This is a genomic window from Kineobactrum sediminis (genome assembly GCF_002868715.1).
In the GTDB taxonomy this organism is placed as follows: Bacteria; Pseudomonadota; Gammaproteobacteria; order Pseudomonadales; family Halieaceae; genus Kineobactrum; species Kineobactrum sediminis.
Map to the genome: position 1 here is coordinate 315,395 of NZ_PKLZ01000001.1, position 26,420 is coordinate 341,814.

Annotated in this window: 29 protein-coding genes and 1 tRNA gene; 8 read left to right on the forward strand and 22 right to left on the reverse strand. The window is 59.7% G+C overall.

Annotated features, from left to right (window positions below; all coding sequences use genetic code 11):
* The first annotated feature begins 163 nt into the window (after positions 1-163).
* Positions 164-1,609, forward strand: coding sequence for a dynamin family protein (locus CWI75_RS01395; RefSeq protein WP_101519672.1), 1,446 nt, complete (start codon positions 164-166; stop codon positions 1,607-1,609).
* 31 nt (positions 1,610-1,640) lie between these two features.
* Here CWI75_RS01395 and CWI75_RS01400 read toward each other — a convergent pair whose 3' ends face one another.
* The gene (locus tag CWI75_RS01400; protein WP_162299962.1) at positions 1,641-2,222 is read right to left on the reverse strand and encodes a YtfJ family protein; all 582 of its coding nucleotides are present in this window, start codon (positions 2,220-2,222) and stop codon (positions 1,641-1,643) included.
* Positions 2,223-2,442: 220 nt separating this feature from the next.
* Here CWI75_RS01400 and CWI75_RS01405 point away from each other — a divergent pair, with 220 nt between their 5' ends.
* Positions 2,443-3,141 carry an SDR family oxidoreductase gene (locus CWI75_RS01405; protein WP_101519674.1) on the forward strand — a complete coding sequence of 233 codons (699 nt, stop codon included), beginning with the start codon at positions 2,443-2,445 and terminating at the stop codon, positions 3,139-3,141.
* A 110-nt stretch (positions 3,142-3,251) separates the two neighbouring features.
* Here the strand turns inward: CWI75_RS01405 and CWI75_RS01410 are convergent, their stop codons facing one another.
* Complete coding sequence (locus CWI75_RS01410) at positions 3,252-3,632, reverse strand: acyl-CoA thioesterase (RefSeq protein ID WP_101519675.1); 381 nt, start codon at positions 3,630-3,632, stop codon at positions 3,252-3,254.
* Between the two features lie 145 nt (positions 3,633-3,777).
* Here CWI75_RS01410 and CWI75_RS01415 point away from each other — a divergent pair, with 145 nt between their 5' ends.
* Positions 3,778-4,281: an LEA/WHy family protein gene (locus CWI75_RS01415; RefSeq protein ID WP_175580180.1), complete on the forward strand. Its 504-nt coding sequence runs from the start codon at positions 3,778-3,780 to the stop codon at positions 4,279-4,281.
* Between the two features lie 42 nt (positions 4,282-4,323).
* Here the strand turns inward: CWI75_RS01415 and CWI75_RS01420 are convergent, their stop codons facing one another.
* The 19 genes from CWI75_RS01420 to CWI75_RS01510 form a co-directional block, all read right to left on the reverse strand.
* Positions 4,324-5,484 carry a DUF6607 family protein gene (locus tag CWI75_RS01420; protein ID WP_101519676.1) on the reverse strand — a complete coding sequence of 387 codons (1,161 nt, stop codon included), beginning with the start codon at positions 5,482-5,484 and terminating at the stop codon, positions 4,324-4,326.
* A 131-nt stretch (positions 5,485-5,615) separates the two neighbouring features.
* Positions 5,616-6,206: a retropepsin-like aspartic protease family protein gene (locus CWI75_RS01425; RefSeq protein WP_241521034.1), complete on the reverse strand. Its 591-nt coding sequence runs from the start codon at positions 6,204-6,206 to the stop codon at positions 5,616-5,618.
* A 21-nt stretch (positions 6,207-6,227) separates the two neighbouring features.
* Positions 6,228-7,235 carry a hypothetical protein gene (locus CWI75_RS01430; RefSeq protein WP_146003525.1) on the reverse strand — a complete coding sequence of 336 codons (1,008 nt, stop codon included), beginning with the start codon at positions 7,233-7,235 and terminating at the stop codon, positions 6,228-6,230.
* Positions 7,236-7,446: 211 nt separating this feature from the next.
* Positions 7,447-7,522: transfer RNA gene (locus CWI75_RS01435), tRNA-Lys, on the reverse strand.
* Positions 7,523-7,598: 76 nt separating this feature from the next.
* The gene (queC, locus tag CWI75_RS01440) at positions 7,599-8,300 is read right to left on the reverse strand and encodes a 7-cyano-7-deazaguanine synthase QueC (protein WP_101519679.1); all 702 of its coding nucleotides are present in this window, start codon (positions 8,298-8,300) and stop codon (positions 7,599-7,601) included.
* Complete coding sequence (queE, locus tag CWI75_RS01445) at positions 8,284-8,976, reverse strand: 7-carboxy-7-deazaguanine synthase QueE (RefSeq protein WP_101519680.1); 693 nt, start codon at positions 8,974-8,976, stop codon at positions 8,284-8,286. Before queE ends, queC begins: the two co-directional genes overlap by 17 nt.
* A gap of 25 nt (positions 8,977-9,001) precedes the next feature.
* Positions 9,002-9,928, reverse strand: a complete 927-nt coding sequence (ybgF, locus tag CWI75_RS01450; protein ID WP_101519681.1) for a tol-pal system protein YbgF — start codon at positions 9,926-9,928, stop codon at positions 9,002-9,004.
* A gap of 14 nt (positions 9,929-9,942) precedes the next feature.
* Entirely contained in the window at positions 9,943-10,476 is a 534-nt protein-coding gene (gene pal / locus CWI75_RS01455; protein ID WP_101519682.1) for a peptidoglycan-associated lipoprotein Pal, read from the reverse strand.
* Positions 10,477-10,530: 54 nt separating this feature from the next.
* Positions 10,531-11,820 carry a Tol-Pal system beta propeller repeat protein TolB gene (tolB, locus tag CWI75_RS01460; protein WP_101520082.1) on the reverse strand — a complete coding sequence of 430 codons (1,290 nt, stop codon included), beginning with the start codon at positions 11,818-11,820 and terminating at the stop codon, positions 10,531-10,533.
* Positions 11,821-11,828: 8 nt separating this feature from the next.
* On the reverse strand, positions 11,829-12,602 hold the full coding sequence (locus CWI75_RS01465; RefSeq protein ID WP_206604603.1) for a cell envelope integrity TolA family protein: 774 nt from the start codon (positions 12,600-12,602) through the stop codon (positions 11,829-11,831).
* Positions 12,599-12,991, reverse strand: a complete 393-nt coding sequence (gene tolR, locus CWI75_RS01470; RefSeq protein ID WP_101519683.1) for a protein TolR — start codon at positions 12,989-12,991, stop codon at positions 12,599-12,601. The genes CWI75_RS01465 and tolR overlap by 4 nt, the downstream gene beginning before the upstream one ends.
* 38 nt (positions 12,992-13,029) lie before the next feature.
* A complete protein-coding gene (gene tolQ, locus CWI75_RS01475; RefSeq protein WP_101519684.1) occupies positions 13,030-13,740 on the reverse strand; it encodes a protein TolQ in 711 nt (236 codons plus the stop codon).
* Positions 13,725-14,174: a tol-pal system-associated acyl-CoA thioesterase gene (ybgC, locus tag CWI75_RS01480; RefSeq protein ID WP_101519685.1), complete on the reverse strand. Its 450-nt coding sequence runs from the start codon at positions 14,172-14,174 to the stop codon at positions 13,725-13,727. The genes tolQ and ybgC overlap by 16 nt, the downstream gene beginning before the upstream one ends.
* The gene (gene ruvB, locus CWI75_RS01485; RefSeq protein ID WP_101519686.1) at positions 14,171-15,223 is read right to left on the reverse strand and encodes a Holliday junction branch migration DNA helicase RuvB; all 1,053 of its coding nucleotides are present in this window, start codon (positions 15,221-15,223) and stop codon (positions 14,171-14,173) included. Before ruvB ends, ybgC begins: the two co-directional genes overlap by 4 nt.
* Positions 15,223-15,840, reverse strand: coding sequence for a Holliday junction branch migration protein RuvA (gene ruvA, locus CWI75_RS01490; protein ID WP_101519687.1), 618 nt, complete (start codon positions 15,838-15,840; stop codon positions 15,223-15,225). The genes ruvB and ruvA overlap by 1 nt, the downstream gene beginning before the upstream one ends.
* A 49-nt stretch (positions 15,841-15,889) precedes the next feature.
* Positions 15,890-16,408, reverse strand: a complete 519-nt coding sequence (gene ruvC, locus CWI75_RS01495) for a crossover junction endodeoxyribonuclease RuvC (protein ID WP_101519688.1) — start codon at positions 16,406-16,408, stop codon at positions 15,890-15,892.
* Between the two features lie 101 nt (positions 16,409-16,509).
* Positions 16,510-18,291: an aspartate--tRNA ligase gene (gene aspS, locus CWI75_RS01500; RefSeq protein ID WP_101519689.1), complete on the reverse strand. Its 1,782-nt coding sequence runs from the start codon at positions 18,289-18,291 to the stop codon at positions 16,510-16,512.
* Positions 18,292-18,338: 47 nt separating this feature from the next.
* Positions 18,339-18,656, reverse strand: a complete 318-nt coding sequence (locus tag CWI75_RS01505) for an FmdB family zinc ribbon protein (protein WP_101519690.1) — start codon at positions 18,654-18,656, stop codon at positions 18,339-18,341.
* Positions 18,657-18,853: 197 nt separating this feature from the next.
* Positions 18,854-19,270, reverse strand: a complete 417-nt coding sequence (locus CWI75_RS01510) for an HU family DNA-binding protein (RefSeq protein WP_101519691.1) — start codon at positions 19,268-19,270, stop codon at positions 18,854-18,856.
* A gap of 299 nt (positions 19,271-19,569) precedes the next feature.
* Between CWI75_RS01510 and CWI75_RS01515 the strand changes: the two genes are divergently transcribed.
* Together CWI75_RS01515 and CWI75_RS01520 are read left to right on the forward strand one after the other, a co-directional pair.
* Positions 19,570-21,282 (forward strand): proline--tRNA ligase, encoded by a 1,713-nt coding sequence (locus CWI75_RS01515; protein ID WP_101520084.1) that lies wholly within the window; start codon positions 19,570-19,572, stop codon positions 21,280-21,282.
* A 5-nt stretch (positions 21,283-21,287) separates the two neighbouring features.
* Positions 21,288-21,920 (forward strand): lytic transglycosylase domain-containing protein, encoded by a 633-nt coding sequence (locus CWI75_RS01520; protein WP_101519692.1) that lies wholly within the window; start codon positions 21,288-21,290, stop codon positions 21,918-21,920.
* Here CWI75_RS01520 and CWI75_RS01525 read toward each other — a convergent pair.
* Positions 21,861-22,961, reverse strand: coding sequence for an AraC family transcriptional regulator (locus tag CWI75_RS01525; protein ID WP_101519693.1), 1,101 nt, complete (start codon positions 22,959-22,961; stop codon positions 21,861-21,863). The two genes, CWI75_RS01520 and CWI75_RS01525, sit on opposite strands and share 60 nt — an antisense overlap.
* 191 nt (positions 22,962-23,152) lie before the next feature.
* On the opposite strand from CWI75_RS01525, the gene CWI75_RS01530 reads away from it, so the two are divergent.
* The 3 genes from CWI75_RS01530 (at position 23,153) to CWI75_RS01540 (ending at position 26,411) form a co-directional block, all read left to right on the forward strand.
* Positions 23,153-24,001, forward strand: a complete 849-nt coding sequence (locus CWI75_RS01530) for a response regulator transcription factor (protein ID WP_101519694.1) — start codon at positions 23,153-23,155, stop codon at positions 23,999-24,001.
* A gap of 88 nt (positions 24,002-24,089) precedes the next feature.
* Positions 24,090-25,433, forward strand: a complete 1,344-nt coding sequence (locus CWI75_RS01535; RefSeq protein ID WP_101519695.1) for a glutamine synthetase family protein — start codon at positions 24,090-24,092, stop codon at positions 25,431-25,433.
* A gap of 135 nt (positions 25,434-25,568) precedes the next feature.
* Positions 25,569-26,411: an endonuclease/exonuclease/phosphatase family protein gene (locus CWI75_RS01540; RefSeq protein ID WP_101519696.1), complete on the forward strand. Its 843-nt coding sequence runs from the start codon at positions 25,569-25,571 to the stop codon at positions 26,409-26,411.
* Positions 26,412-26,420: the final 9 nt, after the last annotated feature.

Below are 26,420 nucleotides of genomic sequence, written 5' to 3' on the forward strand. Positions count from 1 at the left end.
ATATTCACCAGACCTTACGCTACCACATGCGCCAACCGGGTGCGGGACAGGGGTCAATTCCCGCGCAATTGGTCGAGCAACGCATTGCAAGGTGTTTTATGCATGTTGGCACATGGAAGGGAAGGTCTCTATAGTGAAGGCGTATTCACTGCGGAGAGCTGGCATGGCAAAAAGCGTGACACAGGAGCGAATCAAGCGCCTGGAGCAACACCTCAAGCAGGAAAACCCGATCCTCGCGGGCTGTGTCCAGAGTTTCCAGAAGCTGGACCGGGTCGCCCGCAAACTCGGTTTGATGGATCCCGATGACTCCTATGCGACGCAGGTGTCCTGGTGGCCGGTCATCTCGATACTGGGAACCTTTTCCGCCGGCAAATCCACCTTCATGAACCAGTATGTAGGGCAGGACTTGCAACGCACCGGCAACCAGGCGGTGGACGACAAGTTTACCGTCATCTGCTTTGGCAGCGGCTCTGCCTCCACTTCGCTGCCGGGGCTGGCACTGGACAGCGACCCGCGGTTCCCGTTCTACCAGATCAGCCGTGATATTGAGGACGTGGCTGCGGGCGAGGGCCGCCGGGTGGACTCCTACCTGCAGCTGAAGACGGTGCCGGCGGAGTCGTTGCGCGGCAAGATCTTCATTGACTCACCGGGCTTTGATGCCGATATGCAGCGTAATTCAACGCTGATGATTACCGACCATATCATCGACCTGTCAGATCTGGTTCTGGTCTTTTTCGACGCCCGTCATCCCGAGCCCGGGGCAATGCCCGACACCCTCAAGCACCTGGTGGGCAATACCGTGCAGCGCGCGGATTCCACCAAGTTCCTCTACATCCTGAACCAGATCGACAACACCGCGAGGGAGGACAATCCCGAGGAAGTGGTCGCGGCCTGGCAACGGGCCCTGGCCCAGCAAGGCCTGACCGCCGGCCGCTTCTATCGCATCTATGCGCGCGATGTAACGCTCCAGGTAGAGGACCCGCAGGTAAAGGAGCGCCTTGAGCGCAAGCGCGACGAAGACCTCGACGATATCGAAGCGCGCATCCGCCAGGTCGAGGTGGAACGAGCCTACCGGGTGGTGGGCGTGCTGGAAAAAACCGCCAAGCATATCCGCGATGTACTGGTACCGCGGCTGTCCGAGGCGCGCCGCAGCTGGCGCCGCCGTACCCTGTGGCTCAGCGGTTCGGTATTCGCGTTGCTGGCGGGGCTGCTGGCGTGGTGGAGCTGGCAGGGAGGCCATTGGGAGGGTTTCTACCTGACACCCTTTGCCCGCCTGGAGATGGAATACCAGATTGCGGTGGTGGCGATCGCCGCGGTACTGATTCTGTTATTGCACAGCAAATTACGGGAACTGGCGGGGCGCAGCGTGTTACGGCGCTTGCAGCGCAGCGAAGAGGAGCCGGCCCGGGATCGCAAGGCAGTGGAGCGGGCTTTTGGCTGGAATGTCCAGGGCTGGTGGAGCTCCCTGGCCAGCGCATCGCCGCGCGGCTGGGGGCCGCTGCAGCGGCGCAAGCTGGAAAAGGTACTGGCGGAGGCCGACGAGTTTGTGCAGTCGCTGAATGATCAGTACGCCAGTCCCTCGGGTACGTCGGATACGCAATCGCGCTGACTGCCGCTTTCAGGAAAAACAGTGCTGGCAACTACTGCGGCTCGATCCAGCCCTGGATCATGGCCAGCACCTGGCTGATCCCGGCGCTGTCCAACGCGCCTTCGTGGACCAGTGCGATGACCCCGTCCGGGGAGACCACGGCAATGGCGGAGTTCTTTGCCGCCAATTGCCATTGCTCCAGCCCGGCACCGGATTCATCCGCAACCAGGATGGCTTCCGGGTGCATCTTCTTGTTACTTTCCAGTTCACCCAGCACGAAGCCGCGCGTACCCCAGACGGCGTCCGCCAGATTGAGGATCGTGGTAACCCGCAGCGTACCCGGCGGAAATTCGGCGCCCTTGAGGGCGTCGGTCAGGGGCTCGTTAAGCTTGCTGGTGGAGATGCGCGCGGCCATATACTGGATAACCTGCGGCTGCCCGAGTCCGCTGTCCGAATGCCAGGACTGGAAGTGGCGACGACCGTCCTCAAGCAGGAGTTCGCCCTGGTTGTCGATTAACAGGGGCGGCAATGGCTGGCCTGCCGTGAGCGGCGAGCTTGCCTGAGTACTGCCAATACCGAGCACCAGAAATCCCCCCAATAGCCACCGCTTTAATTGTCCTGAAGCGTTTGCCATCTCAGTCTCCCACCGGCGTCTTGTCGCAAAATTCTCAATCAACCGCATCGTATTCCCGCAAGGCAGGCAGTCGCCGGTTAACAAAGGCTAACCTCGAGTCTAACCATGCTTGCAGATATCGACAACTCTCTTCCCTCATGTTCCGTCACAGTCTAGTCCGTCGCCGGCCGTTTACACCGTCTATACTGCATGAAAACATTCTGACGAGGGAGCACAGGCCATGGCAGATCCGGTTTTGTTGGTCACGGGTGCGTCGTCCGGCATCGGAGCCGCGACCGCGAAGGCAGCTGCGCACGCAGGATATCGGGTGATTCTCGCGGCACGCTCCGCGGACAAGCTCAGGCAGCTGCAGGATGAGCTGGGTGGCAGCAAGCGCGCCTGTATCGCGCAGTGCGATGTACAGCGCCTGGAAGACCAGCAGGCCATGGTCGATGACGGTCTCGCGGCCTTCGGCCGGATCGACGCCGTGTTCGCCAACGCGGGTCGCGGCGGCTCCGCCGGAGGCTTCAGCGGTGCCGATACCGAAGCTTGGCGCGACATGATCCTGACCAATATCTATGGCGTCGGACTAACCCTGCAGTGCTGCCTGCCGGCATTACGTGAGAGCCGCGGCCACCTGCTACTGACCGGCTCCGCCGCCGGTCGCACGACAATCCCCGGCTCCATGTACAGCGCTACCAAGTGGGCGGTCTCCGCAATCGGCTACGGCGTGCGGGAGGAGCTGCGCGGTAGCGGCATCCGGGTAACGCTGATAGAGCCGGGCATGGTTAATACGGGCTTCTTCGATACGCCCCCGGACAATGCACTGGAACCGGATGATGTCGCCCGGGCAGTGACCTGGGCGCTACTGCAGCCACCGAACGTGGACGTCAACGAGATCCTGGTACGGCCGACGCCTGCGCTTGAGGACACGGACTGAGAGCCGGTCGTGATGATTTAGCATGCGAGCTGGGCAATCCGGGGGTCGTGTCGAAAATCACACCCGGCCCCACAGACCCACACATCCCGTCGACAGTGCCGGACCAGAACCTAACTGATATCTTCCCCCGGCCAGAGATACCCGTGAGGTGCAGGCCGCCCTTCCGCGTCCAGATTGACAAACACGATGCGATCGATGGAAATGATGGTCTCCCTGGTGATCTTGTTACGCACCTCTGCGCGCAAGGTCACCGAAGAGCGGCCGCAGGCGCTCACTTCAACACCCATCTCGATGATATCCCCCTGGCGCGCCGAGCTGACGAAGTTGATCTCGGACATGAACTTGGTCACCAGCTGGCGATTGTCACCGAGCTGGCACATGGCGAAGATCACTGCCTCCTCATCTATCCAGCTAAGCAGCTGGCCACCAAACAGGCTGCCGTGGGGGTTGAGGTTTTCCGGCTTGACCCATTTGCGCGAGTAAAACTTCATCGTTTGGCCCTTCCTGCTTATGGCGTGAAAACAACGGCCCGATGCGATAGCTGGCCGAAATGACGTGCCGGGTGTGTGACACTATTGCAAAAGCCCTCCTGATAAAAGATATTGTTAAGCGGCTTTCAACTCAATAGTGTGGCTCATGAATATCCGGAAACAATCCAGTGGCGCTCCGACTTCAACACGACTGGCGGGGTTTCTGCTCGCGCTGGCTTTTATGCTTGCCACAGGCTGCGCCAGCATCGGGGGCATGGACTTCGACAAGCCCGGGATCGAACTCCTTGGCCTCGAACCCATGCCGAGCCAGGGTATGGAGGCACGATTCCTGGTGCGACTGCGCATAGTCAACCCCAACCCGATTCCCCTGGAAATCCAGGGTATGGCCTACGACGTATTCATCCGCGACTCGAAAGTGCTGTCCGGCGTCAGTAACAAGGGGCTGAAGGTTAATGCGTACAGTGAGAGCGTGGCCGAGCTTGAAGTGGCCGCGGGCATGTTCGGCTCACTCGCGCTGATTCGCGACCTGATATCGAACCCGGCGGAGGAAAGCTTGCCCTACCGGCTCAACGCAAAACTGTCACGCAAGGGATTTGGCGGAACCCTGCGCGTGAGCCGCGAGGGTCAGCTGGACCTCGGCACGCGCTGATCACTTCCCGGGGATAGCGGCCAGGCGAAAACCCGATCCCGGTTATTCTTCAACGTAGGCGCGCAACGTGTTTTCGATAAAGGCTTTTCCCTCCGCCGCCTCGTAATCATCGGTATCGTAAACTTCTTGTGCATAGGCAAAGAGTGGCGAAAACAGCGGCACCCCATCGACCGATTTTTTCAGGGTGAAGCGCTTGTTGCTATCAATGATTTCTCGCCATGATTCGCGAACATCCGCCCAAAAAGAGGCCGTGCGCTGCCAGTAACGATCACCGGCAGCAAAATCGAAATCCTTGATGCGCTCATATCGGTTCACGCCGATTTCTTTTGCCAGATACGGCGCGTCACCTTCCGGCTGGCCCTGCGCATTCAGCCGTGTCTTGTAGTTTTCCTGCTCGTGTACCCAGCCGGCGGGAGTAATGGTATGACTGTTGGTGCCGATTAATACGTCGTAATCGTCGCGAACGCTGGACTCACGGCGTGGCAATGGTCGCCAGGTTTCCTCACTCTCCCAGGTTGAAAAATTGGGCAAGTGCCGCCACCGACCGATGGCTTCGTAACGCGGAGAATCGTCCACCTGATAAACTGCTTGTGCCCAGGTACCGCGAGACTTCCCGGCTGAATACTTTTGGTGTTCGCGTTCACTGTTCCCGGCATAGACAAGGATGTCGCGTTTTTCATATTGCCAATCCTGCCGCCAGTGCTTCATCACCAGCGGCTCGGAGACCGTGCCATCTTCCTCTTTGTACATCATCACCATGATGTGCTGTAAGCTGATGAAATCACCTGTGTCCGCAATCACATAGACATATTCGGTGCCCCAGGATTGATAGGGAGCCGCCGGCTTGAAGTCGGGGCGATAGCCGACAATCTCCAGAAAATCGAAAGTGGTGCGATAGGGGCCAGCCATGGCCAATATGGCCCGACGATCGAGTTGGAAATCCTTAATCCCCGGTTCCTGCAACGCCAGCCAATCGGGATGTGGCTCCTCCGCTAAGGTCACATCCGCGCCGCGACTACTGCCGCCGCGGACCTGCATCCCACACTGATCAATAAATTGCCAACTGAAGATGTACTGGCGTAACTGGTTGCAATCGACGCGTTCTTGCTTGTCATATTCCTGTGCGTTGAGCGCAACAGACAGGAACAACCATACAACGCTGAGCATGCCGCTAATGGCTGGGGTTTTAAAAGGTAAATTCATCGGGCTGTATTGCCTCCGAAACCGAAATTATTACGTGGGAGCGGACCAGCGAAGAGTATAGCTCTCAAGCGGAGGGTTCGTCAGGGGCGTGTAATCGGGCCAGCAGGGCTGCGCCGGGCGCCCTGACCGCTTCACCCTGGCGGGTACTGACGCAGGGTTAGCGTATCGCCGCGCTGGGTGAACTCGATGTGGCGCAGGAAGGACATGCCAAGCAGCACCTCCCGAGTGCGCAGTCCTGTGGCCACCCCGGCCTCCACATCATGGAGTTTGATGTCGCCGACGCTGACGCTGTCCAGGCGGCTCGCGTAGCTGGTGCTGTCGCCATTGGCCGTGCGGGTGACAAAGGCGCGGCCCCGGGGCAGCGCCAGTTGCTCGGCGACGTGCATGGGAATCGCCACGCCCGTGGCACCTGTGTCCAGGAGGAATACGACCGGGTGGCCGTTGATCGCCCCGCTGGTGACGTAGTGCCCCTGGCGGTTACGCGTCAGGACCACCTCGCGCACGCCATCTTCGACGAGCATGGTCGTCACCTGCTGGTTCGGGTTGTGCTGGCGATCGATGAGGCCGGTGAAATACCAGCTCAGCATGCCCAGGATCAATACCCAGGTAATTACCTGCATGCCCAGCCCCATGCGCCGCTGTTGCTTGAGCGGATCTGTCATGCCTGTTGAGACTCCGTTGCCACGCGTCGGTTCCCTTGCTACGTTCGTGGGGCATGGCACTGATTGAACTGCGACTCCCGGTCATTCCGGCACTGCGTCACCCGCTGGCGTGACGGGAGAAGGGGCCGGGTCCTCCATCTTCAGGTAGCCATCCAGATCCCCGCGTATCTCGGGAATGATGTCGTCGGGATGGGTGATCCGCATATAGAAAATGGAGAAATAGATCACTTTGACTGATGTGGTCATTCTCTCCAGCACCATGCTGCCCATCTTCCCGATCCAGATTGCGAGAAGCAATGGTAGCCAGGAAAAGTGCATCGTCGCAGGCAGAAATTCCGCCTCCACGCCATTCAACATGGACCTGATGTCTCCCGCGTAAAAGGCCGGAGCGGATTCGCCCACCCACAAGCCAAGACCCAGGGCCAGCAGGATCAGAATGAAATACACCGGGCCCATGATTGCGCCCACTGCACGGGATGCTATATCGATTCCGAACACACCGACCAGTGTTTCGGGGACATTGTCCTGCAGTATTTTCATCCGGGAAACGCCTTCCCGTACACCATAGCCATCCACGGCCGCGGAAGGCAACAGGTAATGGTTCAGCAGATCCCATACTTCCTCGATACCCTTCATGAACAGCCGCACCAACGCACCGGCTTTCGCACTGCGTTGCGCCATGTTGATCGCCCAGGCCACCAGTATGTCCATCCACCCGATGCTCCGCACAATCGACTTGAGCTCGGCAACCCGTGTGCCCGCCTCCCCGGCACCTCGCTGCCTTCCCTGTAGGGTTTCACTGACCAGCCAGCTCTGTCGCATCTCCTGCCGTGTGTAATAGAAATGCTTGTAGAAGAACATCGATACAGCCGCCAGCAGCAGGAGAGTGCCTGTTCCGCCAAATTCCAGTGTAATCGCCAGGATGCCCAGGAAGAAAACGTTGATCATGATCAGCCCGTAGACTGTCATTCGAATCCATGGCCGGATGATGCCGGGATCGCGACCGATCAGTGTGAATGTGTGCTTCAAAAGGTAGCCAAGCTGGGCCAGCCGCTCCCTAAAGCCCGGTTGCTTCAGATGCTCAGTCATGATGCCCCCCTCACCGGTCCGGATGGACCGCAAATTGTTGTTATCGTGGACCATCCGTCGGAGGGCCTGCGCTGCATGCTACTAAGGCGGGCATGGCAGGGTCAATGAAGTGGCATGAGGCCGGTGACGACCACCAGTGGGCTCTCTCCAGACGAGCGCAGCCCCACAAACAAAAAATGCCACCCTTTTGGGGTGGCATTTTTTGCTTGTATGGTGGGCCGTGCTGGATTCGAACCAGCGACCAATTGGTTAAAAGCCAACTGCTCTACCAACTGAGCTAACGGCCCTGAAAGAACGTGCGTATACTACGGATCTGGCGGCAAAACTCAAGTGCTTTTTACTGCAGAAGTGATCATTAATCCTCTACGACAGATAGCGAGTCGTGTCCGGGACCCCGGCTTCACGGAACCCCTCCCGGCGCAGGCGGCAGGCATCGCATTTGCCGCAGGCCAGGCCGTCGTCGGTAGCCTGGTAACAGGATACGGTAAGCGCATAGTCCACCCCCAATGCCAGGCCGGCACGGATGATATCACCTTTGCCCATATGCATCAGCGGGGTGTGGATCGTCAGCGTCTGCCCCTCCACGCCAGCCCGGGTGGCCAGATTGGCCATGGTCTGGAAAGCGGCCACATACTCGGGACGACAGTCCGGGTAGCCTGAGTAATCCACGGCATTGACGCCGATGAAAATATCGTCCGCAGCCAGCACTTCCGCCCAACCCAGGGCGATGGACAGGAATACGGTGTTACGGGCGGGCACGTAGGTTACCGGGATACCGGCGGTTTCCTCCTCCGGCACGGCAATTGCGGTATCGGTCAGGGCGGAGCCGCCGATGCTGTCCAGGTTCAGCTTGACTACCTTGTGCTCAACGTCACCCAGTGCGGCGCAGACGCGCTCAGCGGCAAAGAGTTCGGCGCGGTGGCGCTGGCCGTAGTCAAAGCTCAGTGCGTAGCAGCGATAGCCCCGGGCGCGAGCCATGGCCAGCACCGTGGTTGAATCCAGGCCTCCGGAGACCAGGATAACCGCACGTTTGCCGGCGTTGTTGTGTTCAGTGTCCAGGTGCATCGTCCCATAACAGTTTGTGCAGTTGCAGCTGCAGGCGCACCGGCAGCCGGTCGTCGAGAATCCACTGCGCCAGGTCGCGGCCATGGAGCTGGCCGTGGCTGGGGGAAAACAGCACGTCCGAAACCCTGCCGGGCAACTGGTATTCGTCGAGTTTGAAGCGCGCCCACTCGTAATCCTCGCGGTCACAGATCACAAACTTGACCTGGTCGTTGCGGGTGAGCAGGGCGATATTGCCGTAGTCATTGCGATGACACTCGGCAGACGCCGGCGTTTTCAGGTCCAGCACCTTGCATACGCGGGGATCGACGCCGGCCACCGGCAATGCGCCGGAGGTTTCCAGTGACACCTCGTAGCCCGCGTCACACAGCGCCACCAGCAAGGGCAGGCAATTTTTCTGGGCCAGAGGTTCGCCACCGGTAACGGTCACGTAGCGAGGCTGGTAGGCCGCTACGGCGGTGACAATCTGCTCCAGGCTTTGCATTTCACCACCACTGAATGCGTAGGCGGTATCACAGTACACGCAGCGCAAGGGGCAGCCGGTCAGGCGCACAAACACCGTGGGCAGGCCCACCGTGCGGGCCTCGCCCTGGAGAGAGTAAAAGATCTCGGTAATACGCAGCGTTAGCGCCGCACTGGTGGATACCGATTGCGACAGGGGAGAAAGCAAAGTTGTCATGCGCTGCGATTACCGGCCAGGGAGGTCAGTAATTCTCTCTGATAAAGTCCTGTGCCAGCTTTACTGCCGCACTACGGGACGTACCAAAATCCTGTATTACCCGATCAAAAAACTCTCTCGCGCGTTCGCGGTTGCCTTTGTCGTAATGAATACGGCCAAGCTTGAATAAAGCGTCGGGCACCTTGGAGTCATTGGGGTAGAGATCAAGCAGCAACATGAAGGACTGTCGCGATGCCTCCATGTCTGCCGGGGTGGTCACCAAATACAGTTCACCAAGCCAGTAATGGGCGTTGGGCGTGAAACGGCCTGCGGGGTAATCGCGCAGAAATTGCTGAAAGGCTTGCACGGCGCCGTCAAACTGCTGCGCCTTTACCAGCGAGTAAGCTGCCTGATAGGCCTGTGCTTCACCGGGCTGTTCAACAGGGGCATTGTTGCCAACATTTGCCGATGCCACGGGTTCGACTGCCGCAGATCCCGCGGGGGGCATAACCGGCAAACCCGCTCCTGCCTCACCACCAGATAACAGACTGATACGCCGGTCCAGGTCCAGGTAACGCTCGAGGCTCTTCTCCTTGAGCATGCGTATCTCGTGGCCCTGCTCTTCAACGAGGCCATTCAGGCGCATCACTTCCTGCTGTAATTGCTGCACCTGAAGCAGTAACTGGCCCGCATTGCCGCCTCTATCTGCAACAGCCATATTGGCCTGGGGGTTATTATTGGCAGCGCTCTGGGACTGAGTGCCCGCTGCAGCACCGATACCATAACTGGTGGTCGGATAAGACTGAGCCGGCTTTGCACCATAAGGATCAGCGCGCCCGGCTGGCTGTGTTTCGGCAGCGGCTGCCCTTTCGGCTTCCACGTCGATGTAATCCTGCGCCTGAACCGCAATACAGAACGGACCGACCGCGAGGGCCAGCCCGTTTGCAATCAGCGCTTTACTGATATAACGCATAGTCTACCGGGTACTTACTTCAGTTCAACGCGACGGTTTTGCGACCAGTTGGCCTCGCCGGAACCGTATGCGACAGGCTGTTCTTCACCGTAGCTGACCGTTTCAATACGGTAGCTGGCAATACCACTAACGCCCATGTAGTCGCGAACAGCGTTGGCACGACGCTCGCCCAGAGCCATGTTGTACTCACGGGTGCCGCGCTCGTCGGTGTGCCCTTCCAGGCGCACACTGCGATCGTTGTTGTTCAGCAGCGCGATATGCGCATCGAGAGCGTCCTGGGCCTGGGGCGTCAGGGTAGAGCTGTCGTATTCAAAGTAGAATACATTACCGGCAGCGGCGACTGCATCCTGCAGGCGCTGCTGTTCGGCATTCGCGGCGTTGGCAGCGGCAGTAGCGGCAGAGCGTTCGGCCATGGAGCGCGCCTCGGCTTCGGCGGCAGCGACGGCAGCCGCATCGGCTTCCTTGGTATCCTTGCTTGAACAAGCCACGAGAAATGCTGCTGCGAAGAGCAGGGTGAGTGTCTTGCCAGCAACAGGGAGTTGTTTCATTGTGCTTTCATCCTTCCAATTTAATTGTTGGTATCAGTGGTTTCAAAACCGTGTTCAGCGGCTCATATAGGGTGACCATGCCGGTTCACGGACATCGCCCTCGCGCGCCGGTAAACGGAACTTCACTCCACCGTCCACGGAGACTGCGGCAAGAATGCCCCGGTCGCCGGATTTGGTAGCATACAATACCATAGACCCATTGGGTGCGATACTGGGGCTTTCATCAAGCTCTGTATTTGTCAATATCTGTAAACGGCTGGTTTCCATGTCGTACAGGGCAATATGGAAACCCTCTCCACTGCGGTGTACCAGCACCAGGTTGCGGCCGTCCTGAGCCATGCGAGGGCGCGCATTATAGCTGCCCTCAAAGGTCACCCGGGTGGTAGCGCCACTGCGCAAATCGTAGCGGTATATCTGCGGGCGGCCACCACGATCGGAGGTGAACAGTAGGGCGTTGCCGTCAGGCATCCAGGTGGGCTCGGTATCAATGGCATAGTGCCGCGTAATACGGGTCAGGCGCCGGGTGCCAAGATCCATGAGATAGATATCCGGATTGCCGTCCTTGGACAGCACCATCGCCATGGTATTGCCGTCGGGCGACCAGGCCGGGGCGCTGTTCAGGCCCCTGAAGTTGGTGAGCTGCTCCCGGGCACCGCTGGCCAGGTCCTGGCGAAATATGGCCGGGCGACTGGTTTCAAAGGAAACGTAGGCAATTTCCTTGCCGTCGGGCGACCAGGAGGGCGCGAGGATCGGTTCGCGCGACTCCAGCAGTACAATGGGCCGGGCCCCATCCGAGTCGGCCAGGGTAAGGCGAAAGTAGTCTTTACCGTTGGGCACCCGGGTAACGGAGACATAGAGCAGGCGAGTGGCAAAGGCACCACGAGTACCGGTGAGCTGCTGGTACACTTCGTCAGCGACCCGGTGGGACAGCATCCGCGCCTCATTCACATGACCCTCTTCGTAGCCGTTCAGAACACGCGTTTGCCGGGCCACGTCAAACAGCTCGTATTCAATCCGCATCTGCACCTCATCGGTGACGTTGACTCGCCCGATCAGCAGATATTCCGCGTTAATCGCCTGCCAGTCGCGGTAAAACACCTCCTGTTGGCTGCTCGGCCGGCCCAGCATATCGCCCCGGGCTACCGGATCAAACTGGCCACTGCGGGCCAGGTCATCGTCGATCACCTGGGCGACATCCTCCGGCACAGGGCCAGTACCCTGCCAGGCAAAGGGCGCCACGGCAATCGCAGTGGGGTTGTCCCTACCCTGGGTGATTTCAATAACCAGCTGGGCCCGTGTGCCGATACTCACGAGCATCAGGGCCGCCAATAACAGTGCACTCATGTGTTTCATCAGTAACGTAAATCCTCTGGTCTGAATAGCAGCCTGAAACGCCGAAAGTTCCGCTCAAACTCCCGGGGCGGCAGGTTCCTGAGCTCGGGAAAACTGCCCGCACGCTCTACGGCATTCACTGCCGAACGGTCAAAAGCGTCATCGCCGCTGCCCTTGAGCACCGTAACGCTAATCACCTCACCGGTGGGTATCAATTGTATGGCCAACAATACTTCCATGCCATTGCGGGCACTCGGCGGCCGGCTCCAGCGACCCTCCACGGTTTGCTGGATAAGGGAAGCATAGCTGGCCGCCATCTCTTTCGCCGTTGCCTCCGCTGCCGCAGCCTGCTCCTGGGCGGCTTTCTTTGCCGCCTCCTGGCGCGCCATCTCCGCCAGTTCCGCCTGACTGGGCCCGGGATCCGGCTTGGGCTCGGGTTTGGGTGCTGGCTTCGGCTCGGGTTTGGGCTTTGGCGCTGGTTTGGGCTCTGGCTTAGGCTCCGGTTTGGGTTTGGGCTTGGGCTCGGGTTTGGGTTTTGGTGCGGGCTTGGGCTCGGGTTTCGGTCTCGGTTTTTCCACCGGTTTAGGTTCGGGCTTGGCCTGAAACTGACTGATATCAACCAGTTTCGCATTGATCACTTTGGGAGCGGGCTTGGGGCGCACCACCATTTCCTCGGAACTGGTCCAGTTGGCGGCCAGCAGATAAATCACCAGCACATGCAGGAGCACGGTAACCAGTGCCGGTCGCACGACAATACGTGGCGCGCCGGTTTTAGCGTACACGGGTCTACTCACTGCGGAGGCTCGGTCACCAGGCCAACGCTGGGCGCGCCGGCCTCTTGCAGGGCCGCCATCAGGGTCACCACCTCGCCATAGGCCACTGCGCGATCACCCCACACCAGTACGGGCTTTTTGGGGCTGCGCCGCATGACCGCACCTACTCTTTGGGTAATGGTTGCGAGCGTCAGCGCCTGCTTTTCGTCTTCACCCAGGTTGAGGTACAGCTGACCTGTACTATCGATGGAAATGATCAGCGGCTCGCTATCCTGCTCGTCTACGGGCTCCGCATTGGCAGTGGGCAAATCGACCTTGACCCCCTGCATGAGCATCGGGGCGGTGACCATGAAAATGATCAGCAGCACCAGCATCACATCAATATAGGGCACGACATTGATTTCTGCCATGGCGCGGTGCTTGTTACGGTTCCTGGACACGGTAACCGCTACCCCGCCTTCTTATCGCGGGCGCGAACGGCGTAAGCCTGTCGATAAAGGATGCTGGAGAACTCGTCGACGAAGGTATCGTAACGGCTCACAAACATGTCCATGCGACTGGCAAAACGGTTATAGGCAAGGACTGCCGGAATAGCGGCAAACAGGCCCATGGCGGTTGCTATCAGCGCCTCGGAGATACCGGGCGCCACAGTCGCCAGGGTCGCCTGGGTGGTAGTTGCCAGACCCCGGAACGAGTTCATGATACCCCACACCGTGCCAAACAAGCCGATATAGGGGCTGGTGGAACCCACAGAAGCCAGGAAGGACAGGTGCTTTTCCAGCCGCTCCTCCTCTCGTGAGAGTGCCACGCGCATGGCCCGGCGAGAGCCCTCAATCACTGCCTCGGAATCCATTTCCTGCTGCTTGGCCAGGCGCGAAAACTCCTTGAAGCCAGACCTGAAGATACTCTCCATACCCAGAATAGTCTGGCCATCGGCCGCGCGCTCGTTGCCCTCGCGGTACAGCTGCGACAGATCAATACCGGACCAGAAACGCTCTTCAAACTGGAACATTTCTTCCCGGCTGTTGCGGAAGTAGATGAACCGCTGAACGATCATGTACCAGGACAGCATGGACGCCAGCAGCAGCGTCAGCATTACCAGCTGCACTGTGAAGCCGGCCTGCAAGATCAGGTCAATAATGCTTAGTTGTGATTCCAAGTGTGGGGCTCTCCTGCGTTCCCGTTGCCCTGCGCAAGGCGCAGGGATTCCAGCATCTCTGTGGGCAAGCGTCGCGGCGTGATGCCGGCGCGGTCCACGCACGCCACGGTGACATCGGCGGCTGCCAACAGCAGCCCTTCACGATGCACTTCCTGGGCCATGATCATGGTCGCACCGCGCAATTCGGTAACTTTTACGCCCACCTCCAGCATATCATCCAGCTGCGCGGGGCGGTGATAGCGAATCGCCACCTGCGTTACCACGAACATCAGGTCCAGGTTGAAAATGTAATCCTTGCCAAAGCCCAGGCTGCGCATGAATTCAGTTCGCGCGCGTTCCATAAACTTGAGGTAGTTGACGTAATAAACAATACCACCCGCGTCGGTGTCTTCGATATAGACACGCAGCATCGTGGAAAATTCCGCCGTTTTCATAGCTTATCGCTCGACCCGGTCTCCGCCGAGCTCGACCCGGCAGCCAAGCCAACGGGCAGGCCAAAATGCAGATAGGCATTGCGGGTGACCATGCGCCCGCGGGGCGTGCGCACCATGAAGCCCTGCTGGATCAGGTACGGCTCCAGTACGTCCTCGATGGTGCCGCGCTCTTCTGAAATGGCCGCGGCAAGGCTGTCGACCCCAACCGGGCCACCGTCAAACTTTTCGATCATCGCCAATAGCAGGCGCCGATCCTGGTGGTCAAAGCCCAGCCGGTCAACGCTCAGCATATCCAGTGCCCGGTCTGCCACGTCGGCGCTGATGTGGCCATCTGCTTTCACCTCGGCGTAGTCCCGCACCCGCCGTAACAGGCGATTGGCGATACGAGGGGTACCGCGGGCGCGGCGGGCAATCTCGGTGGCACCATGGCTGTCGATGCGGATGCCGAGAATGGCGGCGGACCGCGACACGATCGACGCCAGGTCAGCCACCTGGTAGAACTCCAGCCGCTGCACGATACCGAAACGGTCGCGCAGGGGCGAGGTCAGCAAACCCGCGCGGGTGGTGGCGCCCACCAGGGTAAAAGGAGGCAGGTCCAGCTTGATTGAGCGCGCGGCGGGACCCTCGCCAATCATGATATCCAGCTGGTAATCCTCCATCGCCGGATACAGGATTTCCTCAACGACCGGGCTCAGTCGGTGGATTTCATCAATAAACAGTACATCGCCGGGTTCGAGATTGGTCATCAGTGCGGCGATATCACCGGCTTTTTCCAGCACCGGCCCGGACGTCGTTTTTAGCGAAACGCCCATTTCATTGGCGATAATGCTGGCGAGGGTGGTTTTACCCAGTCCGGGAGGGCCGAAGATGAGGGTATGATCCAGCGGTTCCCGGCGCCCGCGGGCCGCCTGCAGGAAAATGGCCATCTGGTCACATACGGCAGGCTGGCCGACATATTCCTCCAGGGTTCTGGGACGGATGGCGCGATCCAGGACTTCCTCGCGATCGCCACTGGCCTGGGGAGCGATAAGGCGGTCTGTTTCAATCATCAGCGACTTACCACCGCTTTCAGGGCCCGGCGAATCAACTCCTCGCTGCTGTCGATGCCGTCGTCATTTACCGCCGCCACCATGCGGCTTGCCTCCGCCGGCTTGTAGCCCAGTGTAACCAGCGCGTCCTCGGCATCGGCGACATGGTCAGTCGGCCTGCTGAAACCGGCCCCCGCCATCGCCGGGGCGGTGCCGTCGGCCAACTGTCCCAGCCAGCTCTTCAGCTTATCCCGCATTTCCACCAGCAGCCGCTCCGCGGTTTTCTTGCCGACACCCGGCAAAGCCACCAGCGAAGAAAGATCATCGTGCTGCACGCAGCGGGCAAACTGGGTAGCATCCATACCGGAAAGAATGGTGAGCGCCAGCTTGGGGCCAACGCCTGTGACCTTGATCAGCTGGCGGAACAGGGCCCGGTCGCGCTCGTCAATGAAGCCATACAACAACTGGGCGTCTTCGCGAACGACAAAGTGGGTAAGCAAAGTGACATCGGCACCCAGCCCGGGCAGCTGGAACAGTGTACTCATGGGCACCTGGACCTCATAGCCCACGCCAGCTACGTCCACCAGGATGTCCGGGGGCTGCTTGTACACCAGGGTGCCGCGAATCCTGCCAATCATTGCTGTTCATTCACTCCTGATAGCCCTGTTCAATGCGCCCACTGCCGGGTTAACGCATCCGTCGCCGTCGCACCGAGGTCGCGCCGGCCATGTTAATCATACTTTGCCGGGTGTGGGCATGGCACAGGGCTGCCGCCAGCGCGTCCGCGGCATCCTCCTGTGGCTCTGCCGGCAGCTTCAGCAGCACCTTGACCATGTGCTGGACCTGGCTCTTGTCGGCGGCACCCGTACCCACCACAGATTGCTTGATCTGCCGCGCCGAATACTCGGCAACCGCCATGTCCCGGGCCACACAAGCGACGATAGCGGCGCCCCGGGCCTGGCCGAGCTTGAGTGCGGAGCCTGCGCTCTTGGCCATGAACACCTGCTCTATCGCCAGTTCACCCGGCCCGTGCAGCTCCACCAGCTCCAGCACACTCAGGTAGATAACGCGCAGCCGCTCCGGCAAGTCCGTGGCCGGCAGACGAATAACGCCGCTGGTAATGTACTCACTGCGACCGGCGGTGTAATTGATGATGCCGAACCCCGTTTTGCGAGAACCGGGGTCTATCCCGAGGATGACCGCCATAGTGTATCCGCCCGCTACCCAGAATTCATGATCTGTATAAATCTACAGTATTATTGCCGCCACTCCAACCATTGCCGCACTGCTCTGGCGGACGCGGCAGGCTATGGACTGTCGGGCGTTTCGCGGGTCTGGCGCAGCCGGATACTCAGGTCGCGCAACTGCTGCTCGTTGACTTCGCCGGGGGCATCAGTCAGCACGCAGTGCGCGGTCTGGGTTTTCGGAAACGCAATCACATCGCGGATGGACTGGGCGCCGGTCATCAGCATTACCAGGCGATCAAGGCCGAAGGCAAGACCCCCGTGGGGTGGCGCGCCATATTGCAGGGCCTGCAACAGGAAACCAAATTTCTCTTCGGCTTCAACCTGTTCGATTCCCAGGATACGGAATACCGCTTCCTGCATGTCACGCTGGTGAATACGAAGGCTGCCACCACCCAGCTCGGTGCCGTTAAGCACCATGTCATAGGCTCGCGACAATGCGGCAGCGGGATTGGCCACCAACTCCTCAGGCGAGCAGGCAGGTGCGGTGAAAGGATGGTGCAGAGGTGTCAAACCGCCTTTACCGTCGTCTTCGAACATGGGGAAATCCACCACCCACAACGGCGCCCAGTCATCGCTGACCAGCCCCTGGTCGTGCCCCACCTTGATCCGCAGTGCGCCCAGCGCCTCATTAACAACGGCGCGGCGATCAGCGCCAAAGAAAATGATATCGCCGTCACTGGCACCCAGGCGCTGCATCATTTCAGCGACAACGGCCTCGGGCATGAATTTGAGAATAGGTGACTGCAGACCTCCAACGCCCGCTGCCAGGTCATTAACCTTGATCCAGGCCAGGCCGCGGGCACCATAGATGGAGACAAAACGGGTGTAATCGTCTATTTCCTTGCGGCTGATACCCGCGCCGCCAGGAACCCTGAGCGCGGCAACACGGCCCTGGGGGTCATCGGCAGGGCCGCGGAATACCTTGAAATCCACCTGTTGCATGAGGTCGTCGACACTAACCAGTTCCAGCGGGATACGCAGGTCCGGCTTGTCCGATCCAAACCGCTCCATCGCCTCCGACCAGGCCATGCTCGGGAAAGCGCCGAGTTCAACCTGCAGTACGGTGCTGAACAGTTCCCGCACCATGCGCTCGCAGAGTGCCATAATATCCGCCTCTTCCAGGAACGATGCCTCGATATCGATCTGGGTGAATTCCGGCTGCCGATCCGCCCGCAGGTCTTCATCGCGAAAACACTTGGCGATCTGGTAATAGCGGTCAAAGCCCGACACCATCAGCAGCTGCTTGAACAACTGGGGGGACTGGGGCAGGGCAAAGAAGTGCCCCGGATGAGTGCGGCTCGGCACCAGGTAGTCGCGGGCACCCTCGGGGGTAGCGCGGGTAAGAATCGGGGTTTCGATATCGAGAAACCCTTCCGCGTCGAGAAAATTACGCACCGCCGTGGTCACCCGCGCACGCAGAATCAACCGGTTCTGCATCTCGGGCCGGCGCAGATCCATGTAGCGGTACTGCAGGCGCACGTCTTCACCCACATTGGTATATTCATCCAGCTGGAAAGGCGGTGTGGCCGCACTATTGAGAACTTCCAGCTCCTTGCCCAACACTTCTATCTGCCCGGTTGCCATGGCCGGGTTAACGGTAGCTTCCGTGCGGGCGCGCACCCGCCCTGTCACCCGCAGCACATACTCGCTGCGAACGCTGTCGGCGCGCCTGAAGTGCTCCTCGGTGTCAGGGTCAAAAACCACCTGGACGATACCCGCACGGTCGCGCAGATCGAGAAATATGACGCCGCCATGATCGCGGCGACGATCAACCCAGCCGCAAAGGGTGACCGTCTCGTCGATATTGGCTGTGCCCAGGGCGCCACAATAGTCGCTGCGCATAATTCAGGTTCCGTCCTATCTCAGTAAGGCCCCGCAGGACCGGAGTATCAGCTGGCGCTTTTTGACTCGCCGCCCTTGGAGGTGCTGCCGCCGCCGGTGGCAGCCGGGGTTGCCGCGGGGGTAGTTGTCGCGGCCGGTGCCGGGCTCTTGTCATCGCCCCCTGCCACCAGGTTTTTCTTGCCGCTGGTTTTAAAGTCAGTCTCATACCAGCCGCCACCCTTCAGCCGAAAGCCGGCGGCGGAGACCTTCTTTTTCAATGCGGACGCTCCGCAGGCAGGGCAATCCACCAGCAGTGCGTCACTGACTTTTTGCAGGGCCTCGTGAAGATGGCCACAGGCTTGACACTGGTACTCGTATATCGGCATGGAGTGTACTCGTCAGTAGTAAACACAGGGACAGGAATTCGGGGGCGGATTTTACCCTAAGGCAGGGCGCACGCCAACACTGAAGCAAGACGTATTTAAGGCGGTGGAGGCACCCCGTCGCACCAAAAGGCAAAGGGGGCGTCCTATCGAGATGCCCGACTCCTGTCACAAAGACGAAGGGAGCCGGTCGTGGTGGCTTATTCCAACGCGAAATCTTTCATTTTCTTCAGCGGACGAACCTTGACCCGGACGCTGGCGGGCTTGGCGGCAAATACGGTGGCATCGCCGGTAAAGGGATTGATACCCTTGCGCGCTTTCTTGGCGGGCTGCTTGACGGTAACGACTTTCATCAGGCCGGGCAGCGTGAACTCGCCGATGCCACGCTTCTTGAGGCTGCGAGCCATCAGGGATTCCAGCTCATTCATCACATCGCCAACCTGCTTTTTGCTGAGCTCGGTGTTTTCGGCAATAGTGGATATGATCTGGGTTTTGGTCATCTTTTCTTTAATGGCGGGGGGCGCCTTTTTGGCCGGTGCCGCCTTGGAGGCTGCCGCCGCTTTTACCGGCGCTTTCTTGGCCGGCGCTTTTTTTGCTGCTGCTTTTTTTGTAGCCATAGTGTTCCCAACCTTCCTTCAATTTAAATGAAACCCACATTCAAGCCGGACTGGCCATCCTCGCTGCCACCAGGCTTACGCTCGATATTAAACATCAGACACTACAGTACAAGCCTTTTAGCGTTTCCATACTCAAAAAAGCCTTATTTCAATGGTTTTTAGCCATTTTTGTGCCTGAAAAGCACATCGTCTGCCCGCCGATATCACTGCGCCATGCAATCACCGGCCGCCGCCCCTGTACCGCAACCACGTTCGGACGTAAACTGAGCACCCCTCCCGCAGCCCGCATGGACCCCGAAATGCGCACCAGCCAATACCTGATAAGCACACAAAAAGAGACCCCCGCCGATGCCGAGGTGATCAGCCACCAGCTGATGCTGCGAGCCGGACTGATACGGAAACTGGCGGCGGGACTTTACACCTGGCTGCCACTCGGGCTACGGGTGTTGCGCAAGGTCGAGCAGGTGGTGCGCGAGGAAATGGATGCCAGTGGCGCTCTCGAGGTCAGCATGCCGGTAGTGCAGCCCGCCGAACTGTGGCAGGAATCGGGACGCTGGACAGAGTACGGTCCGGAGTTGTTGCGGATCAAGGATCGTCACCAGCGGGATTTCTGCCTGGGCCCCACCCACGAGGAAGTGGTTACCGACCTGGTCCGCAATGAAGTCAAAAGTTACAAACAGCTGCCACTGAATCTCTACCAGATCCAGACCAAGGTGCGCGATGAAATCAGGCCGCGTTTCGGCATCATGCGTGGCCGGGAATTCCTGATGAAAGATGCCTACTCCTTCCACATCGACCAGGCCTCCCTGGAAGAGACCTACCAGGTCATGCACCGCACCTACAGTCGTATCTTCACCCGACTGGGACTGGACTTCCGCCCCGTTATTGCCGATACCGGCAGCATCGGCGGCAGCGCCTCCCATGAATTCCACGTGCTGGCAAATTCCGGCGAAGACGATATTGCCTTCAGCGACAGCAGCGCTTATGCCGCCAACGTTGAAATGGCCGAGGCGTTGCCGGCTGCCGGCGAACGCCCCGCTCCCGGCACCAATATGGCGGAAGTGGTTACTCCCGGCATCCGCACCATTGACGAACTGGCCGCGCAACTGGGTGCCGATCCCGCAACCACCGTAAAGACCCTCATGGTAGCGGGGGAAGAGCCCGGTGAGCTGGCCGCACTGGTGCTGCGCGGCGACCATCAGCTCAACACCCTGAAGGCGGAAAAACTGGCTGGCGTGGGCAATCCACTCACCATGGCCACCGAGGAAGAAGTGCGCGCGCTGTGTGGCGCGGGGTTTGGCGCACTGGGACCGGTGGGCTTGCCCACACCGATTATTGTCGATCGCAGTGCCGCTCAACTGGCGGATTTTGTCTGTGGCGCCAACCGGGATGGCATTCACCTGACGGGTGTGAACTGGGACCGGGATTGTCCATTGCCGCGAGTTGAGGATTTGCGCAATGTGTGCGAAGGCGACCCGAGCCCCGACGGCATCGGTACGCTACAAATCAAGCGCGGCATTGAGGTCGGGCACATTTTCCAGCTGGGTCGCAAGTACAGCGAGGCGATGAACGCCAACGTCCTCGACGAAAATGGCCGCAGCGCCACCCTGGCCATGGGTTGCTATGGGATTGGCGTAAGCCGGATTGTGGCGGCAGCCATTGAGCAGAATCACGATGATCGCGGCATTATCTGGCCCGCGGTCATGGCACCCTTCCAGTTGGCCATTGTGCCATTGAACATGCAGAAATCGGAGATCGTCGCCGAGTGCGCCCTCGCTCTCTACCAGCAATTGCGCGAGGCTGGCGTCGATGTGTTGCTGGATGATCGCAATGAGCGACCCGGAGTGAAGTTCGCAGACATGGAGCTGACAGGCATCCCCCACCGACTGGTCATTGGTGATCGTGCTTTGGCCGAGGGCAACCTGGAATACAAGGGGCGCAGGGACAGTGACTCAACCATGATCCCCCGGGACACTGCCCTGGCTGCGATACTCGAGCGCCTGCAGCAGTAACCCGGATGTTGTCTTGCCGTCGTTTTTTCGCCAGTGCGGCCCTGGCCCTGTTGCTGGGCCTGATGCTGACACCACAGCAGGCTCTCAGCCAACCCGAAGACAGCACGGAACGCGCTGCTCTGAGGGACTTTCTTGACCAGGCCATCAACAGCGCGAACAGTTTTGAGGATCGTTACGATGCAGAGGTCTGGCTGGTGGACATGTCCGCGCGCCTGCAAAAGTTTGTAAAAGATCCCGCCGCACGCCTTGAACTGCTGCGCCAGGCACATTCGGCGGCCGCTCGCGCCACCCTCCCCCCGGAACTGGTACTGGCCGTTATTGAGGTGGAAAGCCACTTCAATCGCTTTGCGATTTCCCGAGTTGGCGCCCAGGGCATGATGCAGGTTATGCCATTCTGGAAGAAAGAAATCGGCCGCGAGGATGACAATCTCACCCTCAACCGCACTAACCTGGAGTACGGCTGCCGCATTCTCCAGTTCTACCTGCAGCGGGAAGAAGGTGACCTGCACCGCGCCCTTGCAGCGTATAACGGCAGTTCAGGCAGCCGTCGTTACAGCAACAAGGTGTACCAGGCCTGGTCACAGAACTGGCGCACCGGCCCCCTGCCCTGGTCGCGCCAGCCTGTCTTCGCGAAATGAACCGGGAGACTGGCCGGTCCATTTCTTGAAAGACCGGTGAAACGCACTCGGGTCACTGAAGCCCAGGTCTTCGGCGACGGCGCTGATCGATTGGCTGCGGGTACGCAATAACGCGATGGCACGATCCCGGCGCGCATTATCCTTTATCCGCTGGTAGGACATCCCCTCGCGCTCAAGACGCCGCCGCAGGGTGCGGGCCGACATGTTCAACAAGCCGGTGAGCGCTTCAAATGTGGGCAACTCACGGCGAAAGTCATCTCCCAGAATACGGCGTATCCGCGCGGTGGTGCTGCAGTGGGCAGCGTCGGGCGCCAGTAACAGGAAGTAGGGCGCCAGCGGCATGAAGATAGCAAGCTGGCTTTCGTCGCGCAGGATATCGGCCTCGAGATGACGGGCACTGAAGGTCACCGCGTTGCTGCCTTTATCAAATACGATGGGGCCGGGAAAGAAATGACGCAACGTGTCCATGACGGGCGGTTGCGGCCCGGCACAGCAGGCCCTGGTAACATCAATTTCCTGGCCTATCAGCCACCCGCAAAAGCGCAGCCAGACGCCCAGGCCCGCCAGCACCCGGTGTTGGTGCCGCGGATGTACGTCCCGCCCAATATAGGTCAGAGTGGCTTCGCGGCCGCTGCTGTCAATCTGCAGGCGGTTATCTTCAGGACGCTGTTTGCGCGCGCGGCAACATGCGTTGAATTCCATCGCGCGATGCATCGCCATCCCCAGCTGACGACTACTGAGCATGCTTAGCGCAATCAGGCGCAGGGTGCCCGGCGGGGTCGGCGCATCGGGCATGGCTCCCATAGTCTCGTCGTCCAGTTGCCGGAACAGCTCTGCGCATAAACGACTGTACTGATGCGGACTCGCCCTGTCGGTCTGGGCCCTGTCACGCAAGGGGTCGTGGGCAAAGCCGGCGCGCCACAGCAGCCGCTCTTTCGATAAACCCCGAGTGTCGATGTTGGCCAGCAAGCCACGGGTCAGTGCGGCGGGGACCGGAAACTCCATACTTTGCCCGATACTTTTGGGCGTGCGAACAGCCACGAGGTCGTGCTCCTTCTAATTATCTTCAGCAAAGTATAGCGGCCTCGGCCCCGGCATCAAAAGTTCTGCACTGTAATCCCGGGCAGCCTGTTGAACCGGCTGCAGATTTCAGGATGACACGAGGATATTTGACAAGCGCAACGCAGCTGCTCACTATGCGGCTTCCGGGAAAAATTGGCTGGCAAAGCGACATGACCGACATCAATCAGCTGAGCAAGTGGAATCGGGATCTCTCCCTCGCGATCTCGGCTCTTGGCTCCGAGCGATTTTTCCCCGCACTGGTCGAGGCTATTCAGGGACAGGTAGCCTTCGACTACCCTCAAATCTGGCTATACCGGCGGGACTTACCACCACAGGTGCTGTATCACCAGATACCGGCGGCGGCGGTGCCTTCGCAGATTGACACCTATCTGGAAGGCCCCTATCGGGAGGACCCGTTCTACCAGGCTTCCATGAACCAGCCTCGCTCAAAATTCTATCGATTGTCGCGAATCACCGCGGGCAAACTCCGGGAATCAGAATACTACCGTGATTACTATGCTGCCACTGGCACCGTTGACGAGGCGATCTACCTGTCGCGGCTACAGGAGGGTAATGTAATCAACCTGTCCATGATGCGGCTGCCCCGGCACGGTGAATTTACCGAACAGGACTACGAGGCCCTGTACCTGCTCGCAGAACCGGTATCAGAATTACTCAGGTCACACAGCCAGCACGGTGATTTTGCCGTTACCCACCTGATCCAGCCAGGTATTGATAACCAGATTGATCTCGCCTTTCGTACCTTTGGCAGCTCTTTACTGTCACCGCGGGAAAAGGATGTCCTCGAACTGATGCTCAGGGGCTATGGCACCGACACCTCGGGCGAGCGCCTGGGCATTGCCCTGGAAACCGTGCGCAGGCATCGCAAGAGTATCTACCGCAAACTTGATGTCAGCTCCCAGACCGACCTGTTCTCACTGTTCATCAACTCCATGGCCTGCCTGGGGGAGGCTGCTGGCGCTGACCCGCTGCAGATCTACATGTCCCCGGCCCGTTAGGCGGGCCGCGCTAACCCAGCTTGGTTATTGAGAGAGGCCGGCAAAAGCCTGATAGTGCGCCCTACTGCAACAAATGCATGGTGTCCGAATGTCCCTTGAAGCCGACTGGTTCCTGCGGGCTCATCCGGAGATAACCACGGTTGAAGCACTGCTTCCTGACTGCAACGGCATCATGCGTGGCAAATGGTTGCCGCGACACAAGCTGGGCAATATCTTCGACGGCGAGCTCAAGCTACCCAAAACAGCACTCAGCCTCGACATCTGGGGTCGGGACGTCGAGGAGCTGGTATTCGCATCCGGCGACGCCGACGGTATTTGCCGCCCTGTAGAAGGCTCCCTGCTACCCACCCCCTGGTCCCCCGGAAGCCAGCATGGCCAGGTTATGCTGTCCATGTTCAATGCCGATGGCGAGCCCTATCTGGGGGATCCGCGCCATGTCCTCAAACAGGTGGTTGCCCGCTTCCAGAAACACGGATGGACCCCGGTCGTGGCCGCGGAACTGGAGTTCAGCCTGGTCCGCTGGGATAACACACTCCCCCTCCATACCTGCCCATCCCCTGCGGGCAGTCACCCCATTGGCGGCAATATGTACGGTCTCGACGTGCTCAACCAGCACCGGGAGATGATGGAGGAGTTGCGCCTGGCCTGTGAGCTGCAGGATCTGCCTTTCGACGGCGTCGTCAAGGAATCGGCACCTTCACAGTATGAAATCAACATGCAGCACGTACCCAGCCCGGTTCTGGCCGCCAAACAGATCCTGATGATGAAGCGGCTCATCAAGGGCGTCGCCCACAAGCATGGGCTGGTTGCCAGCTTCATGCCCAAGCCGTTTGAAAACGAGGCAGGCAACGGCATGCACGTACATTGCAGCGTACTGGACCAGCGCGGCAACAACGTTTTTGATGATGGCAGCGAGCGCGGCACCCCCCTGCTGCACCACGCCATCGCCGGCTGTATGGAGCACATGGCTGACTCCATGATCGTATTTTCCCCTGGCTTCAACGGTTACCGGCGCTTTCAGCCAGGCAGCCATGCGCCCACTTATCCCTGCTGGGGGTATGAGAACCGTACCGTGGCAGTGCGGGTGCCCGCGGGTTCTCACGCCGCCCGACGCCTTGAACACCGGGTCGCCGGCGCCGACAGCAACCCCTATCTGCTGTTCGCGGTCCTGCTGGCCGCCATGCTCGATGGCATCGAACAGCAGACTTCACCCGGCGAGCCCACTCGCGGCGACGGTTACTCTCAGAAAAACAGTTCGCTGCCGAAATATATGCACGAAGCGCTGGAACGATTTCGTGGTTCGGACTTTATCCGTACCGCACTGGGTGGAGAACTGCAGCGAATATTCACCCTGACCAAGGAGCAGGAGGTGGCCGAGTTCGCCCATCGCATTTCTTTGCTCGAGTACCAGTCCTACCTTGAAAGAACCTGATTCGGCGACAAAGGGGGAACCTTAAGCCGCAAACATGTTCGAAAGAGGTTCGGCGTTGCTCTTTGCAGACTGCTGAAAGAGTGCTAAATATACCATTCAGGCTAACCAGTCGCGTAGGCAGGTGTCATCGATACCATGTTTCCCATAACCGCCCTTTTGTTTCGTGGCGCCCGCATAACGGCAGCAGCCGCGGCATTTGCATTGTTCTGTACGACAGCACAGGCGGATATCACGTCACTGCAGGAATGCGCCGCGGGCCTGGGTAACAACTCCCTGGCTAACAGCACCGGCACACTCAAGCCACCACTCGGGCCCGAGCTCCAGATTATCAGCTGGAACATCCAGAAGGCGGGTAATCGCGACTGGGCACAGGACCTCAGGCAACTGGCACAGGGCGTCGAACTGGCCTTCATTCAGGAAGCTGCGAGCGATGCCGCGATTCCGGAGGTGCTGCCCGAGGCTGCACATCATTCATTTGCCCCGGGCTATCGTCGCGGCCAGACCATTACCGGTGTAATGACCCTGAGCAGCAGCAAGGCCAGCCTGGAGTGTGACCTGGAATCCCGGGAGCCGTGGCTCGGCACGCCAAAGGCCATGGCGATTACCGAGTATCCACTCGCGGGTCGCGAGGAACGCCTGCTGGCGATCAATATTCACGCGGTGAACTTCACCTTCGGGCTTGAGGATTACCGGCAGCAGCTGGACATGCTGTCCGTCCTGATCCGGCAACATCGTGGGCCAGTGCTGATCGCGGGCGACCTGAATACCTGGCGTGAAGGGCGCGTCGCCGCGGTAGCTGATTTCATGCATGAACACGGCCTGCGGGCAGTGGCATTCAGCCCGGACTTGCGCAGCACTGTATTCGGGCAGGCGCTGGACCATATCCTGACCCGCGGACTCGAAGCCAACAGCGCCAATGCGGTGCCAGTGCGCAGCTCCGACCACAACCCGCTGCTGGTTAGCCTGAAGATCAGCTGAGCGCGACTT

Coding starts and splice junctions, on each gene's coding strand:
- CWI75_RS01395 (WP_101519672.1), top strand. CDS start 164: ATGGCAAAAAGCGTGACACAGGAGCGAATCAAGCGCCTGGAGCAACAC.
- CWI75_RS01400 (WP_162299962.1), bottom strand. CDS start 2,222: ATGGCAAACGCTTCAGGACAATTAAAGCGGTGGCTATTGGGGGGATTT.
- CWI75_RS01405 (WP_101519674.1), top strand. CDS start 2,443: ATGGCAGATCCGGTTTTGTTGGTCACGGGTGCGTCGTCCGGCATCGGA.
- CWI75_RS01410 (WP_101519675.1), bottom strand. CDS start 3,632: ATGAAGTTTTACTCGCGCAAATGGGTCAAGCCGGAAAACCTCAACCCC.
- CWI75_RS01415 (WP_175580180.1), top strand. CDS start 3,778: ATGAATATCCGGAAACAATCCAGTGGCGCTCCGACTTCAACACGACTG.
- CWI75_RS01420 (WP_101519676.1), bottom strand. CDS start 5,484: ATGAATTTACCTTTTAAAACCCCAGCCATTAGCGGCATGCTCAGCGTT.
- CWI75_RS01430 (WP_146003525.1), bottom strand. CDS start 7,235: ATGACTGAGCATCTGAAGCAACCGGGCTTTAGGGAGCGGCTGGCCCAG.
- queC (WP_101519679.1), bottom strand. CDS start 8,300: ATGCACCTGGACACTGAACACAACAACGCCGGCAAACGTGCGGTTATC.
- queE (WP_101519680.1), bottom strand. CDS start 8,976: ATGACAACTTTGCTTTCTCCCCTGTCGCAATCGGTATCCACCAGTGCG.
- ybgF (WP_101519681.1), bottom strand. CDS start 9,928: ATGCGTTATATCAGTAAAGCGCTGATTGCAAACGGGCTGGCCCTCGCG.
- pal (WP_101519682.1), bottom strand. CDS start 10,476: ATGAAACAACTCCCTGTTGCTGGCAAGACACTCACCCTGCTCTTCGCA.
- tolB (WP_101520082.1), bottom strand. CDS start 11,820: ATGAGTGCACTGTTATTGGCGGCCCTGATGCTCGTGAGTATCGGCACA.
- tolR (WP_101519683.1), bottom strand. CDS start 12,991: ATGGCAGAAATCAATGTCGTGCCCTATATTGATGTGATGCTGGTGCTG.
- ybgC (WP_101519685.1), bottom strand. CDS start 14,174: ATGAAAACGGCGGAATTTTCCACGATGCTGCGTGTCTATATCGAAGAC.
- ruvB (WP_101519686.1), bottom strand. CDS start 15,223: ATGATTGAAACAGACCGCCTTATCGCTCCCCAGGCCAGTGGCGATCGC.
- ruvA (WP_101519687.1), bottom strand. CDS start 15,840: ATGATTGGCAGGATTCGCGGCACCCTGGTGTACAAGCAGCCCCCGGAC.
- ruvC (WP_101519688.1), bottom strand. CDS start 16,408: ATGGCGGTCATCCTCGGGATAGACCCCGGTTCTCGCAAAACGGGGTTC.
- aspS (WP_101519689.1), bottom strand. CDS start 18,291: ATGCGCAGCGACTATTGTGGCGCCCTGGGCACAGCCAATATCGACGAG.
- CWI75_RS01505 (WP_101519690.1), bottom strand. CDS start 18,656: ATGCCGATATACGAGTACCAGTGTCAAGCCTGTGGCCATCTTCACGAG.
- CWI75_RS01510 (WP_101519691.1), bottom strand. CDS start 19,270: ATGGCTACAAAAAAAGCAGCAGCAAAAAAAGCGCCGGCCAAGAAAGCG.
- CWI75_RS01515 (WP_101520084.1), top strand. CDS start 19,570: ATGCGCACCAGCCAATACCTGATAAGCACACAAAAAGAGACCCCCGCC.
- CWI75_RS01520 (WP_101519692.1), top strand. CDS start 21,288: ATGTTGTCTTGCCGTCGTTTTTTCGCCAGTGCGGCCCTGGCCCTGTTG.
- CWI75_RS01530 (WP_101519694.1), top strand. CDS start 23,153: ATGACCGACATCAATCAGCTGAGCAAGTGGAATCGGGATCTCTCCCTC.
- CWI75_RS01535 (WP_101519695.1), top strand. CDS start 24,090: ATGTCCCTTGAAGCCGACTGGTTCCTGCGGGCTCATCCGGAGATAACC.
- CWI75_RS01540 (WP_101519696.1), top strand. CDS start 25,569: ATGTTTCCCATAACCGCCCTTTTGTTTCGTGGCGCCCGCATAACGGCA.